Genomic DNA, 12,916 nt, shown 5'->3' on the forward strand with positions numbered 1-12,916 from the left:
CGAGAAACCATGCCCCATCATGAGTCGCCAATTCGTTTCGGGGTCGAAATCGAACAGCTTTCCAAACACCTACTCAGACGACGGTCACCGAGGTCGACGTCGTCGAGCAGCAACTGGGCGCTGTCCTTGGATCGGGCGGCGTGGATGGCGGCCAGGGCGAGGGCGAGGCGGGTCGCTGGTGTCGTGGCCGCGCCAGGCCGCCTCGGTGATTTCGTTGTCTTCCAGCGGCGTTATGACGCCGTAGCTGTTCGGTCCAACGCGAATGCGTGTGGTCGGGTCGCGGAAGATGGTGCCTGTCTTCCGGCAGTGTCCGAAGAGAGACCGCACGACGCCAGATGTCGTCGGCGATCACCCGGGGTTCGGGCCGAGCAGCTGTGATGCTGCGTGGAGTGGCCAGTGCACGCCCAGGATCGAAGCGTCGCGGTAGCAGATCCCATTCCTGACAGTCGGTGAAGAACCTCCGGATCGCCGCGAGATGACCGTCCTTGGTCGAGGCCTGAAGCGGCTTGCCGAGACGGTCCTCGATTCCGGTGGTGCGGTGCACGGAGTCGCCGACATTCATCCGGTCCATCGCGGCGACTCGGGCCGCGCAGGTCTGCCGGGTCCAGGCGGCCGGGTCGGCGGCATCGGGATGCTCGGCTGCGAGCCAGCGGCCGATCTTGAGCATGCGGGAGCGGACGTCGCCGCGTGCCCGCGGTGTCAATGTCGGAGTGGCGTAGCACCGTTCGACCCACTCGTGCCAGATCTGACCACCGCAGGCCGCCCGAGCTGTGCCACGACCGGTCGTCGCGGGTGGCAAGTCACAGAACCCCAGCGCAGTCACCGCCCGCTGCACTGCATGCAGAGCGTTCAGCCGGGCGCCGCCGAGCAGTCCGTCATTGCGGACACGCTCGAACAGGTCGGTGCCGAGATCTTCGAGGTTCGGGCTGCCGTTGAGCAGGAACAGCTGGCATATCACCACCGGCAGCATCGTGTCGTCGCCGTGCCCGAGCCGATAACCCCACCCGGCGAGCACCTGACGAAGCCGGGCGATCTCGCCGCCCACGCGGTCGCGCCCGAAGATCCGCCATGACAAGGTCAGACGTTGGAAGCTGCCGAGCCGGTGGAACCCCGTGAAGGAGCCCAGCAGGTAGGCATGCGCGACGAGGTAGGAACGGACCTCCTCGCCGGCCCAGGCGGGTGCGTTCCGGCGGAACTCGACCTGATCCCGGTCGAGCAGATCGACCCATTCCTCCGTGCTCCAGACCCAGAAGGTCCGCCCGATCTCGGCGCCTCGCACCAGCAGCACCGCGACCGCATCGGCCATGGCCCGCCGCCGATGCACGGTGACAGGCGAATCCAGCCCTGCGTTGACCACCTCCAACGGTCGCAGCAGTCGTCCGATCACACGCCAGCCCGGCGCGCTCCGATCGTGACACTGCAGCCGCCGCAGGTTTCGTATCCCGAGGTCGCCGATGGCCCTTGCCCCCTCGTCTCGGACCTCGATAGCGGTGTCGAAGCGATGCGCGACGAGCGCTGAGCACCAACGTGATTCGAAGTCCGCGGTGACGGACCCCGACAGCCGCGCGGTCACCGCGGCGTGCCTGCGGTCGCAGCGTCCGTGCCTGTGAGCATTCCGATGCGCCAGGCGTGGATGTGGTCCATGCCGCGGCCGAGCTTGTCGGCCAAATCCGCCCAGGGAGGTGGATATCGCAGCGTCGAGTCCGTGTGGCGATGCCCGGCGAAGGTCGCGATCGTGTGCAGTTCCCAGCCCATCCGGCCCAGATCGGTCAGACACAGATGCCGTGTGGTGTGCGTGGAGAACCGCGGAACATCGGGCGGCCAGGGGAATCCGTCGTACCACCTTCGACCATGCCCACAGGATCAACGGCTGGGCGCGATTGCGGCGGAACTCCGACAAGAACAGCGGTCCGCGTGCCCTGTTAAGTCTCGCCCGGTGTGCGAGACAGTTCGACAACAGCACTCCGGTCGGAGCCGAGTAGGGCACGACCCGCTCGGGCCAATTCTTCGTCGTCTCCGCCCGGATCCGCAGGATGCGGTGGGCGGGGTCGAGATCGTCGGTGCGCGAGCACAGCTCCTCACGGCGCAACGCGGTCGTAGGCCAGGGCGAGCATCACCCCGGTTGCGGACCGGTTCCACGGCGGCGACGGTCAGGATGGCGGCCCACTGCCCCTCGGTGGGGATCCACGGCAGCTTCGTCAACCGGGGCACCAACCCGCGCTGATTCCCGCCGCCGCATCGGGCGGGTGTGAAACGGCTCCGGTCAACGGGATTGGATTCGCGCAGCCCCTCCTCCATGAGCTAGTCATAGAACAGTCGCACCGACACCAGCCGCTGCTGAATCGTGGCATTCGCCAGCCCGCAGCCGGAGTCGATCGCCACCACGTTCGCGCCACGGCGGCTGGGCCGGTCGGTCAACTCCCGCACGTAGACGCCGACATGCGCCCGACTCGCCGTGAGCGGGTCGACACCCCTCCCGCTCGCACGTCTCCAGGTACTCGGCGAGCCGCCGGGCGTAGGTGTCGATCGTCCGAGGCGCCCTCTCGAGATCGGTCCACGCCCGCAGCCACCCGGCCGCCTGTACATGCCGGCCCAGCACCGGCCACTTCTCCTCCAACACCACCGTGCCGCGCAAGCCATCTCCTCAGTTCCGTGGTCAACCGAGGAGACATGATCATCCCCACGGCCAGATTCCACGTATCTTTCGAAATGCTCAAACGCCAGATGTACGGCCGGTCGAACTTGGATCTGCTCCGCAAACGCGTCATACACGCCGGATAGCTAAGCGCCCCATAGCACTCACGAAATTCGTGCCAGGTCCAATTTTTGCTGAGCCTCGTCACGAGCTCTCGGCGCGAGGGATGTACTACTTCGACTACTCAATCGCCCGGAAGGCCGGGGTCGGCTCTCCGCCGCGGTCGATCCAAGTCAATTCGACCTTCATCCCGATCTGGACCTGATCGACAGGCAGACCGACTATTGTCGTGGTCACTCGCAGTCCGGGCTGTTCGTCGAGTTCCACGGTCACGACCGGATGCGGTTCGCTGTAATCCACGCCTGGCGCGGGTGGGCCCTGGTGAAGCAGCATCGTGAGGTAGATGGTGCCTCGTCCGCTGACCTCGGTGGCCTCCACAGCATCCGACCAACAGACGGGGCAGATTCCGCGAGGGGGCTGCGACCAGGATTTGCATTCCCCGCAGCGGTTGACAAGCAGGCGTTTCTGTAGCCTGCCACGATAAATTTCCTTGTTGTCGTGATCGATCGGGTCCAACGGGAACGCTTCGAGAATGTCTTGGTCGCTTGGTGTCGTCATGAGGTCACCTTCTACTCAGGGTTGACCGGGTTGCAGAGTCACGAACAGTCCGCGAGCTTCGGCGCACAAGACCTGTCCGTCCCAGAGTTCACCACGAGCGTAGGTCTTGCGGCCCTCTTCACGTTCGATCCAGGCCTGCACCTCGAGGTCTCGTCCGACGGGGGTCACGTTGCGGTAGTCGACGGACAGATTGGCCGTTCGGGCCACAGATGTCTGGTCGTGATTGACCATGCGGCCGAGTACGTCGTCGAACAACAGCGGGATGGCACCGCCGTGGGCCGCCCCGTTACCGCCGAGGTGGAAGCTGCTGAACTCGACGCGGCCAGCAACGCGGCCATCCTCAAGCCTGTCGTACTCGATGGCGGGGATGAAGGCCTGGCCACGGCCGGGTAGCTCGTCGAGCGTTCCGCTGAGCCGCAGCCACTCGTTCTCCTCCACCGAGGGCTCGAGGAGGCACACGATCTCTCGCAGCAGATGGGTCACGTCGGCGACGAGCCCTGCGTCGGGCACGGATTCAGAGATCCGGTCCTGGACGCTGCGAAGCGCCTTCATGAGATCGGGGTAGCCGACAGGCGCTGCGGGGGCCTGCCGGCTCATCCACCAATTCGCCCGCGCCGCAGTGGTCTCCTCAGTGGTCACTGCACGCCCATCCGGCCGTTCGCCGAAGGTACGGGGGCGATGGCGCCTGTGTGCCTGCGCGCCGCTTCCAGGCCGGTCTCCAGGCTCTCCGCCTCAACCTCCCACCGCTCGCAGGTACAGGCACACCGATAGCGTCCGTCCGCGCCGAATGGGATCACGGACTGGGCGGCGCACTCGCCGCTCAGCGCCGCTGCCTCGGCCATGATCTCGATTGGGGCCTCGTAAAGGATGGTCTCGTCATTCATCGTGTTTGTTCCGCTCGGGCTCAGGCCGCGGTCGGGACCGGCGGCACCTGTGGGAAGAGTTCCTGGAACGCGCCGATCGTCACCCTCTGCTTCACGGCCGGGTCGACGCCGTTGAACAGGTCGTGCAGGGTCTGCTGGGTGTGGCCGTAGGTGCCCTCCATGTGGGGGTAGTCGCTTCCCCACATGACGTTGTTGTAGCCCATGTGCTGGGCGACGGCGACCGCCGAGGCGTCGTGCTGGAAGGATGCGTAGACCTGGGTGTAGATGGTTTCTTTGATGTCCCGCTTCAGCTTCGGGCGCACGGCCATGGAGTGTTGGCGGTAGCCCTCGATCATCCGGTCGGCGATGAACGGGACCCAGGTCGCGCCGCCCTCGGAAACCAGCACCTTCAAGTTCGGGTGTCGGTCGAGCACACCTGCTGCGACGAGCTTCATGACTGCTCGCTGGCCGCCGAATGTGGTCTCGGTGTAGTTCAGCACCGCACCCCCGGGGCCGCGGTAGACCACTCCTGCCGCCGCGCCCTTGGCCAGGTCGATGGGGTCACTGCCGATATGGAATGCAAGGACCATGTTCGCGGCCTCGGCTGCAGCCCAGAACGGCTCCCATACGTCCCTGTTCCAGTCCTGCTGCAGTGGGTGCGGCTGAACGGGGAGGTAGACCGCGCGGTAGCCGATTTCGGCGCAGCGTTCGAGCTCAGCCACGGCGTCGCCGACGTCGAGGGTCGACACTTGTGCGGTGGTGACCAGGCGGGGTGAATACTTCTCGAGCGTCTCGTAGGCCCAGTCGTTGCTGACTCGCGTGCACTCGCGGAGGACTTCGGGGGTACGGAACGAACTGCTCCACATCCCCAACGAAGGGAAGACCACCTCGCCCCAGACACCCTCTTCATCGAGGTCTTTCATACGTAGTTCGACGTTGCCCGCGCCGGGGGCACGGACAGTCGCTTCCATGAATTTCATCGCGGCGCTGGTCGGGAGTTTGCGGCGGAACGCCATGCCGTCGATGTGCACGGTTTCCCACTCACCGTCGGCGTCCTTGACCGAGCGGGGTGTCAGGTCTGCGAGCCGCTTGGGCAGGTTGTCCCGCCACAGGGTCTCGGGCTCCAAGAAATGAGAGTCTCCCGAGTTCGCCCAGATCTTTCCCATGCCGTCCTCCGATGTTGTGGTCCGCGCCTCGGCTCGATGGACGCAGAGTGAAAATTATCATTTTCAGTGTCGGTGCCCACACACGTACTGTCAACAGACAGGACCTCAAAATCAGGGGCCTGTTTACAAAGCGCCCGGTCAATGAAGCCAATCAGACAAGCGAGGAGGTGCGAGACATCCGCTCCTTCTGGGAGGGCAATGGACTGTTCGAAGCCACGGTCCATGAGCGCGCGTACCCACTGAGCGTCGGCGGTGTCGGCCCGCGGCAACGATCCGTCGCGACGACCGCGGTCGAGCAGAAACTTCAGGCCCGTCTCTTGCCGTGCGTCGTAGTGCTCACGCTCTTTCGAGTCTCCCTGCGCCCTCATGACTTCGTCGGAAAGCAAGATAAACACGCGGGGGCGCCGTTTGGGATCTGCGGCGACGCGCGCAGAGCGCTGATCCAGCCGTGCAATGCAATCCGGCCGTCCGGGGCCAGCGCGGCGTCCACCTCCAAGTCACCCAGCGCGCAGTCCCCGTCGCTGCGGAACATGGTCAGCAGCAGTTCGTCCTTCGAGTCGAAGAGTCGGTGGAAGGCCCGCGTACCGAGGCCGGCTTGCGCGAGGATGTCGGTGACAGATGCTGACGCGCCGTCGACGGCGAGGAGCCGATAAGCCGCCTCGACGATCTTGGCCCGTTCGGCCTCCCGTCCATCAGGTCTGTTGTCCCGGGCCGTCACGCGGTTGAGCTCCCTGCCTTATTTATCCCTTATGGCTGGAGATCACACGCCTGTCCGCGCTTGGAGCGAGCGTAGCGCCTCCGGTCTCGGCGACCCGAAGCCGAAAGCTGTCGGGTTAGGTCTCGAGAACGCCCCGCACGATCTCGGCGAGCTCGCGCGGGCGGTCGCTCTGGACCGAGTGACCTGCTTCTGGCACCGTCAGCACAACGGTGGAGGCGCTGCGGCGCAGGAACTCCGCCGTGTCGTCGTCGGACACGAAGACGGAATCGCCTCCTCGTACCAGCGTGAACCGCGCCGAGGACGCGCTCACGTCTTCCCACAGTGCCGACGAGTCGGATGGCCCCTCGCTCAGCACGTCGTACCGCCACTCGAAGCCGCCGCCGGCCGAGGGCCTGCTGTTGTGCCGCACGCCTCGCCTCAGCGCCGCGGGGGAGCGCTGCGGTGCGGCCGCGATGGCTTGGCGAACCATGTCCTCGCGGTCGGGGAACGTGCGAGCGCCGTTGATCAGTGCCGTGGTGCCGCGCTGGGCTTGGGTCATCCGCCGGTGGCGCAGATGCACTGACGGCGTGACGTCGACGACGACCGCCCGCCGCACGAATTCGGGCACCAGCGCAGTAAGTCGAACAGTTGTCAAGCCGCCCAGGGACATTCCGACGACCGTCCGGGCGTCGGGTGCCCACCGACGCAGGACAGGGACGACCGCCTCCGCGGCGGTCCATGCCATGTAGTCGCGGTCGTCCCGCCAACTGGAGTACCCGTGTCCAGGCAGGTCGATCGCAAGCGCCGGGACGTTGAGGTGGAGCAGAACGCTGTCCCAGGTGTGCGCGTTCTGCCCGCCGCCGTGAAGGAACACGATCTGCGGGGACTTGTCTCCCCAGAGCAGTGCGCTGACGACGCGCCCTTCGACATGCGTGTCTACCCGTCGGACGGGCGGCACCGCGTCGGCTGCAAGGCCGAGCTCGATGGCGTTCTCGGTGAGAAGGGCGAACTCGTCCTCGGTGCCGATCGGCTCAGGCGACACGGTCGTCACCCCGTCGACCGTCGGCAGCGATGGTCAGGAGCTGGGCGAGGAGGTCGCCGGTCATTCCCCAGGCATTCAGCTCGCCGACGTCGAAGTGGTTGAGCAGCACACCCGTTCCAGGGAATGGGAGCTGGCGATGTACGCTCGGCAGGGCGAGCTCTGCCAGTGACACCGTGACCACCCGCTCTACCTCGGTTGGGTCGATGAGGAAGTCGGGGCGACCCGTCACCAAGCCGATATACGGACGGACGAGGAATCCTGATGGTGTGGCTATCTCGTCGAGTGAGGCGAGGACCTCGATGTCCGAACTCTTGACGCCGACCTCTTCCTCGGTCTCGCGCAGCGCCGCCGTCAGCGCGGATTCCCGTGGATGCAAGATCCCACCCGGGAAGGCGAGCTCGCCTGGATTGTTCGGGGACCGGTGGGAGCGCTCGATGAGGGCGACGTGGGGCTCCCCAGCCTCGTTGAAGACGAAGATCAGGACAGCGGACAGAACGCTGTTCGGCGCGATGGGCCTCGCGGACTTTCCGGAAGGCAGGCGCAGACAACCTGCTCGCACGTCCGACACCGAGGGCCACCACCCTTCGTCGACCGCGTCATACCAGCCGGCAGCAATGGGGGCGCGGTGGAAAGATCGCCCACCCTCTGAACCATGCCAGGGTGTAAGAATGCGCTGCTGCTCAGTCACGAACAAGCACCATCCCTCCCGAATTGTAGAAAAACCCACCAGGCGTCACGAGCGCCGCAGACGCGTCCGGCACTTGGCGTAGGCCTGCTCGCCCTTGGAGTTGAACTACAGCCTCACGGACATGACCGGAGCCCTGGGTCCCCCCGGCCGACAGGCTGCCCCCGTGAGTGTTGACCGGTACGCGCCCTTCGATGAGGATCCGGTTCTGGGCCTGATCCCAATTCGCTTCAAGAAATGCGCGACCCTCACCGTCACCGCAGTACCCGAGCACCTCGAGCCACCGCAGCGCAAGGACGGAAAATCCGTCGTAGGGGAACACAACGTCTACATCACTCAACTTGACATCGCTAGTACGCCACAGACGATCGGCAACGATCTGCTGACCGGTGTGCGCGAGGTCGATCTGCTGATCTTCGTCTGGACGAGGAGACATACCACTGGTCACGGCGTGCACGAGTACCGCCGGGTGCGGAAGGTCCGCGGCTCGCTCGGCAGTGGTCAGCACGAGAGCATCCGCAGCATCCACCGGGTAGTCCATATCCAGGATGCACAACGGTTCTCGAATCATGCGCGCAGCCAGGTAATCATCCATCGTCAAGGGACTCTGCAAGGCGGCATCAGGATTGCGGGCCGCGTTCGAGCGGCTGTTGATTGCAATGAGTCCGAAGCCGTCCCGCGTGACGCCGTACTCGTGAAGATACCGCGAGGCCCAGGCGGCGTACCCAGGGGAGCCCGCCAGCGTGTCCGGCGTATGACCCGGACGGTTTGAGCCGAGGCCCGCCCTGGCACGGATGGGATCAGTGGCAGCCGACCGGGACGTGCCCGGAGCGCGGGTGGTTGCGTGATAGGCCAGCACGACCTCCGCCGCCCCGGAATGAATCGCGTTGACCGCTTCGGCTATATGAAAGGTGAACGGTATCGGTGTATCGACCCACCACCCAATGTCGTTCAGTCCGAGACCAGCCACAACGTCGTGCACCGGGACTTGAGTGGATCCGATGACCCCATCGACATCGGATGCAGTCAGACCCGCATCTCGCACGGCGTCCCTGCAAGCCCGCAGCGCGAGGCTACAGGCGGTACTTCGAGCATCTCGGACGTGCGGGGTGGTACCGATCCCGACGATCGCCACCTTGTCCTTCGTGGGGTTGTACAAGGTCTTGACTCCTTTGGTCACGATTGATGGGTACGGCGGAGATGCCGGTTCAGTCGGTGCTGTGCACGCGCGGAGTCCCCGTCGAGCAATGCTGCGAGTACCGCGGCGTATGCGTCGCGGGTCTCGCGATCCATGACGGAGTGCTCGAAGTCGGGACTCTCAGCAGCCAACAGGATTTGAGTGAATAAGAGGAGGATCGGGTTGTCCGCGAGACGGACAAACAACGTCGGCAAGTCGTCGGAGACCGTCTCCGAGAAAGAGTCCGACGCGACCTCTAGAAGCCCGCGCAATTTTGGCTCGTGCAGGCGCGCCGCAACGGTGCTCAACGCACCGAGCTCGATGACCTCGCGTACGTGCTGTAGATCATGTGCGGAAGCACCTTGGTACCTCAGGTAGGTGACCGCCGCCTCCACACTCGCCGCCGGGTTGGGGTCGGTAATCACCAAGCCACCATGCGGACCGCGCCGCATCCGCGCGACGTGATGATGTTCGAGGAGGCGGACCGCCTCGCGGAAGACGGCGCGGCTGACGTCCGAGCGCGCTTGGAGCTCCCGCTCGGATCCGAAGATCTCCCCAGCACCTATGCCGCTGGCGGCGATCTCCGTCATCAAGCGGTCCGCAACCGTCTCCGCGAGCTTGGCTGTCGGAGGGAGTGGTGCCGATGCTGACGAGCCTCGATCGATAGGTGACTGCTTCGCGGACATGAGCCAGGCGTGCACGGCACGTAGGTGCCGAACTGTCCGGTGATGAGCGAGGATGTGATTTCCAGAGACGACAGCATCGACGATTGCTCCGTGCGCGTGATCAGACTCCGACTTGAGTTCCTGCAGCTTGGGATCGGCGGGCAGCGTCGGCACTCTCGCGTAGCTGGTAGTGAGTTCCACTAGGACGTCCACGAACAGGGTGAGGGCGGTGTTTCCGCAAAGATTCCCCAACACGACGTGGAGCCGTTCGCGGCCAGTTGGTTCGAATCCTTCGTTCGCCTGTTCACGGGTCAAACATCCGCGGAGATAATCGATTCCGTCCTCAGTCAGGTGCTGCGAAGCCACCCGTGCGGCGACCGGTTCAAGTAGCACGCGTGCCCTGAGCAGATCGTCTACTGTTGCACCGACGAACTCAAGGTACACAGCCATGGCGCGAGACACCGGTCTCGCGTCTGGGGCCTGCACGACGAGACCACCGGGAGCACTCCGGCGTGTGCGGACAAAGCCTCGGTGTTCGAGCAACCGGATGGCTTCTCGGAGTGCGGCACGACTAACGCCGTAGCGGCTTCGAAGTCCGTCTTCTGACGCAAAAATCTCCCCGACTGGCCAACCGGCCCTCGCAATGTCGGCCTCGAGGCGCTGAGCCAGAACCTTGGCTAGCTTAACCTCAGGATGCTTGGCTGGGCGGATATCTGCCAAGTCTTTCGGTACATGAGGCACCTGTTTCCGCATCTACCTGGCACCTCGTTTCATCGCGTACTATTGAGTACACTAACACCCGCCTACGCCACGCCACCAGCCGTGACATCCCGGATTTTCGAGCGAACTGGGCGGCCGCCCCGAAACCTCAACTTCATCTACAGCGGCGACCGCAGCCATGCGCAGCACAGAAACTACGACAGTCGTTTGTGCGGCCGGGATGACGAGATCCATGCCGCGCATATCGCGCTGGCACAACCCGCCACCGCTGCGATCATAAATCCTCGCTGGAAAAGATCCTTGTCAATCTCTCCTCTCGACGCCGACGTTGCGAGTAGCGCAGCGATTACTGCCGATGCGGATGCGGTACCCAACGAGCGCATGAGTGTGTTTAGTCCATTGGCCGCTCCACTTTGCTTGACCGGCACAGAATTCATGATCAGCAGAGGCATAGCTGCGAAACCAATTCCGATTCCCAACCCCACCAAGAGGTTGACCACCAAAATTTGCCATACTTGAACCGACCCAAGCAGCCACAGTGTCGAGTAACCGACTGTCATGGTTAGTGCCGCCGCGATGAGCAGCGTCTGTGGTCGCAGTATTCGTTCCAATCGGCCGGCTGCCAATGACATGGCCAGCATCGCCAATCCTGACGGCATGACGACCAAGCTCGAAGACATCAGCGAGAGTCCACCGCCTCCGACTTCAAGCGGTTGCTGCAGAAATTGGGGAAACATCACGCTTGCCGCGAACATCGTGAACCCAAGTCCTAGAGATGCCAGGTTCGTGAACAAGACAGGCCGCTTAGCACTTACCCGCAGGTCAACGACTGGGTCAGTTCTGCGTAATTCGTACCATCCGCCCATCAGCGCTGAGATGGCAGCTATTGCCGCGCAGATGATCGTAAAAGGTGACGTCCATCCCCACTGGTCTCCGTGCGAGATCAATAGGAGCACGGTTGTGATGACGGTACTCAGAACGAAGGCGCCAACAATGTCCAGACGGCCACTTCGCTGAACCTCGTCACGTGGCACGAAGCGCCATAGCGCTGCTATGCAACACAGGCCCAGAGCAGCTGCCATCCAGAACAGCAGGTGCCATTCCGCATACTGGACTACTAGTGCACTGAGCGGCAGTGCAACGGCCCCTCCGACACCCAACGTCGCACTGATCAGCCCCACAGCAGACCCCAGTTGTTTCACAGGCAAAATATCGCGTAAGAGAGAGATGCTCAGGGGGATCACGCCCACTCCGGCGCCCTGAAGGCCGCGGCCGAACACAAGAACCCAGACACTGGACGTCATGGCTGCGACCACCGAACCGGCAACCAGCAGTAGGAGCAGTATCGACATCACCCGGCGTTTTCCGTACAGGTCGCCCAAGCGGCCAGCAATAGGAGTCGACACGGCAGAAACCAGCAGGGTGATGGTCAGCACCCATGCGGTGTCACTACGTGGGGCGTGAAGAAGTGCAGGCAGATCGTTCTGAATGGGAATGACGAGCGTATGCATAAAGGATGTGCACAGTCCCGCGAGTGCGAGCGCAGCGAGCGGTGCGACTTGGGATGGCGGGGAAGGCCTAACGCCACGAGCCAGCGGTGATCTCTCTGCGGCCTCGGACTGGATCACTGCGGCCGATCACTTCGAATGAAGTGTAGTGGCTCGCTTTTGGAGGTCGAACCGGTGCCGCCGTTGGCTCGGCTCAGGCCCTTGATCGCCTGAGTTCTATTCCAAATGTCTCCGATCACCGGGCGCATCTGCGATCTCCTACCGCGGTAGTGGGCTCAAGACACAACAATATTTACACCTAGCGCAATATCTAAACAGGCTCCCATATTTGTCGAATCGGGATCCCAATCATTCCGTGCCAATTGCTGACTTCAGGAGTTCCTACCTGGTAATGGACGGTACTGCCCCCACCAGGGGCTCGGCAAAGTCATGAGAGATGAGTTCTGAGCTGCTGTTTTGGGGGATGCGACACGCCGTTGAGCCCGTAATCGAGGGCGGGCACGCTAGCTGCGGCGATGATTCATGTTCCTACACAAGTACCACCACCAGGAACGAGCCGTGCCCGCGGACCCATCATCTCCCATGCCCGTCACCGTCCGCGAGAGCGGACCGTTTCTCGGCGCGTCACCAGTCGCCGACAGCGGGATCCTCGGCCTACTGACGAGGTGCCCGATCCCCGTCACCGGCGTGGGGTCCGGCATCGTTTCTCGGTGATCCTCGCGCCCGCTCTGTCCGCAACCTGTGCCGGTGCCCGCTCGTTCATCGCGATCGCCGAATGGGCCCACGACGCACCCGCCGAGGCGCTGGGCGGACTCGGGGTTTCTGCTGTCGTCCCGAGCGAATCGACGAGTCGCCGCTTTCTGGCAGGCGTCGACGCGACCGCCCTCGACCAGGTGCTCGGTATGTAGATGTGTGGGTGCGCACCGTGGTCGACGGCAGGAGGATCATCGCCGTCGATGGGAAAGACCTGGCGCGGAGCGAAAGACGGCTCGGGTCATCTCACGCACCTGCTGGCCGCGGTCGATCACGACGCGGGTGTGGTGCTCAGGCAGGTGGCGGTGGGTGCGAGGATCAACGAGA

The 12,916-nt window shown here is 64.0% G+C and carries 14 protein-coding genes and 1 pseudogene; 1 reads left to right on the top strand and 14 read right to left on the bottom strand.

Features of this window, described 5'->3' with window-relative positions; genetic code table 11:
- Nucleotides 1-73: 73 nt before the first annotated feature.
- The 14 genes and pseudogenes from RHA1_RS42290 to RHA1_RS42340 all read right to left on the bottom strand — a co-directional run bounded on the left by RHA1_RS42290 (nt 74) and on the right by RHA1_RS42340 (nt 11,956).
- Nucleotides 74-1,573: a site-specific integrase gene (locus tag RHA1_RS42290; RefSeq protein WP_050787662.1), complete on the bottom strand. Its 1,500-nt coding sequence runs from the start codon at nt 1,571-1,573 to the stop codon at nt 74-76.
- Nucleotides 1,570-1,755 (bottom strand): hypothetical protein, encoded by a 186-nt coding sequence (locus RHA1_RS53905; RefSeq protein ID WP_423816308.1) that lies wholly within the window; start codon nt 1,753-1,755, stop codon nt 1,570-1,572. The genes RHA1_RS42290 and RHA1_RS53905 overlap by 4 nt, the downstream gene beginning before the upstream one ends.
- Nucleotides 1,756-2,301: 546 nt before the next feature.
- Nucleotides 2,302-2,427 (bottom strand): hypothetical protein, encoded by a 126-nt coding sequence (locus tag RHA1_RS53095; RefSeq protein ID WP_272942793.1) that lies wholly within the window; start codon nt 2,425-2,427, stop codon nt 2,302-2,304.
- A gap of 448 nt (nt 2,428-2,875) precedes the next feature.
- Nucleotides 2,876-3,313, bottom strand: coding sequence for a Zn-ribbon domain-containing OB-fold protein (locus RHA1_RS42295; protein ID WP_011600163.1), 438 nt, complete (start codon nt 3,311-3,313; stop codon nt 2,876-2,878).
- Nucleotides 3,314-3,328: 15 nt separating this feature from the next.
- Nucleotides 3,329-3,952, bottom strand: a complete 624-nt coding sequence (locus RHA1_RS42300) for a PaaI family thioesterase (RefSeq protein WP_050787663.1) — start codon at nt 3,950-3,952, stop codon at nt 3,329-3,331.
- Nucleotides 3,949-4,197 carry a hypothetical protein gene (locus RHA1_RS42305; RefSeq protein ID WP_050787664.1) on the bottom strand — a complete coding sequence of 83 codons (249 nt, stop codon included), beginning with the start codon at nt 4,195-4,197 and terminating at the stop codon, nt 3,949-3,951. Before RHA1_RS42305 ends, RHA1_RS42300 begins: the two co-directional genes overlap by 4 nt.
- A 20-nt stretch (nt 4,198-4,217) precedes the next feature.
- Nucleotides 4,218-5,342, bottom strand: coding sequence for an amidohydrolase family protein (locus tag RHA1_RS42310; RefSeq protein WP_011600165.1), 1,125 nt, complete (start codon nt 5,340-5,342; stop codon nt 4,218-4,220).
- Nucleotides 5,343-5,706: 364 nt separating this feature from the next.
- Complete coding sequence (locus tag RHA1_RS42315; RefSeq protein WP_011600166.1) at nt 5,707-6,060, bottom strand: TetR/AcrR family transcriptional regulator; 354 nt, start codon at nt 6,058-6,060, stop codon at nt 5,707-5,709.
- A 115-nt stretch (nt 6,061-6,175) separates the two neighbouring features.
- Complete coding sequence (locus RHA1_RS42320) at nt 6,176-7,090, bottom strand: alpha/beta fold hydrolase (RefSeq protein ID WP_050787665.1); 915 nt, start codon at nt 7,088-7,090, stop codon at nt 6,176-6,178.
- Nucleotides 7,071-7,649 (bottom strand): NUDIX hydrolase, encoded by a 579-nt coding sequence (locus RHA1_RS42325; RefSeq protein ID WP_050787666.1) that lies wholly within the window; start codon nt 7,647-7,649, stop codon nt 7,071-7,073. The genes RHA1_RS42320 and RHA1_RS42325 overlap by 20 nt, the downstream gene beginning before the upstream one ends.
- A gap of 112 nt (nt 7,650-7,761) precedes the next feature.
- Nucleotides 7,762-8,946 (bottom strand): thiolase C-terminal domain-containing protein, encoded by a 1,185-nt coding sequence (locus RHA1_RS42330; protein ID WP_011600169.1) that lies wholly within the window; start codon nt 8,944-8,946, stop codon nt 7,762-7,764.
- Complete coding sequence (locus RHA1_RS42335; RefSeq protein ID WP_237727121.1) at nt 8,943-10,058, bottom strand: FadR/GntR family transcriptional regulator; 1,116 nt, start codon at nt 10,056-10,058, stop codon at nt 8,943-8,945. The genes RHA1_RS42330 and RHA1_RS42335 overlap by 4 nt, the downstream gene beginning before the upstream one ends.
- Before the next feature lie 69 nt (nt 10,059-10,127).
- A pseudogene (locus RHA1_RS52720) lies at nt 10,128-10,361 on the bottom strand (GntR family transcriptional regulator); the annotation flags it as partial.
- A 161-nt stretch (nt 10,362-10,522) separates the two neighbouring features.
- The gene (locus RHA1_RS42340; RefSeq protein WP_011600171.1) at nt 10,523-11,956 is read right to left on the bottom strand and encodes an MFS transporter; all 1,434 of its coding nucleotides are present in this window, start codon (nt 11,954-11,956) and stop codon (nt 10,523-10,525) included.
- Nucleotides 11,957-12,351: 395 nt separating this feature from the next.
- Between RHA1_RS42340 and RHA1_RS53910 the strand changes: the two genes are divergently transcribed.
- Complete coding sequence (locus RHA1_RS53910; protein ID WP_011600172.1) at nt 12,352-12,744, top strand: transposase family protein; 393 nt, start codon at nt 12,352-12,354, stop codon at nt 12,742-12,744.
- Nucleotides 12,745-12,916 lie beyond the last annotated feature (172 nt).

The organism is Rhodococcus jostii RHA1 (assembly GCF_000014565.1).
Lineage (GTDB): Bacteria > Actinomycetota > Actinomycetes > Mycobacteriales > Mycobacteriaceae > Rhodococcus_F > Rhodococcus_F jostii_A.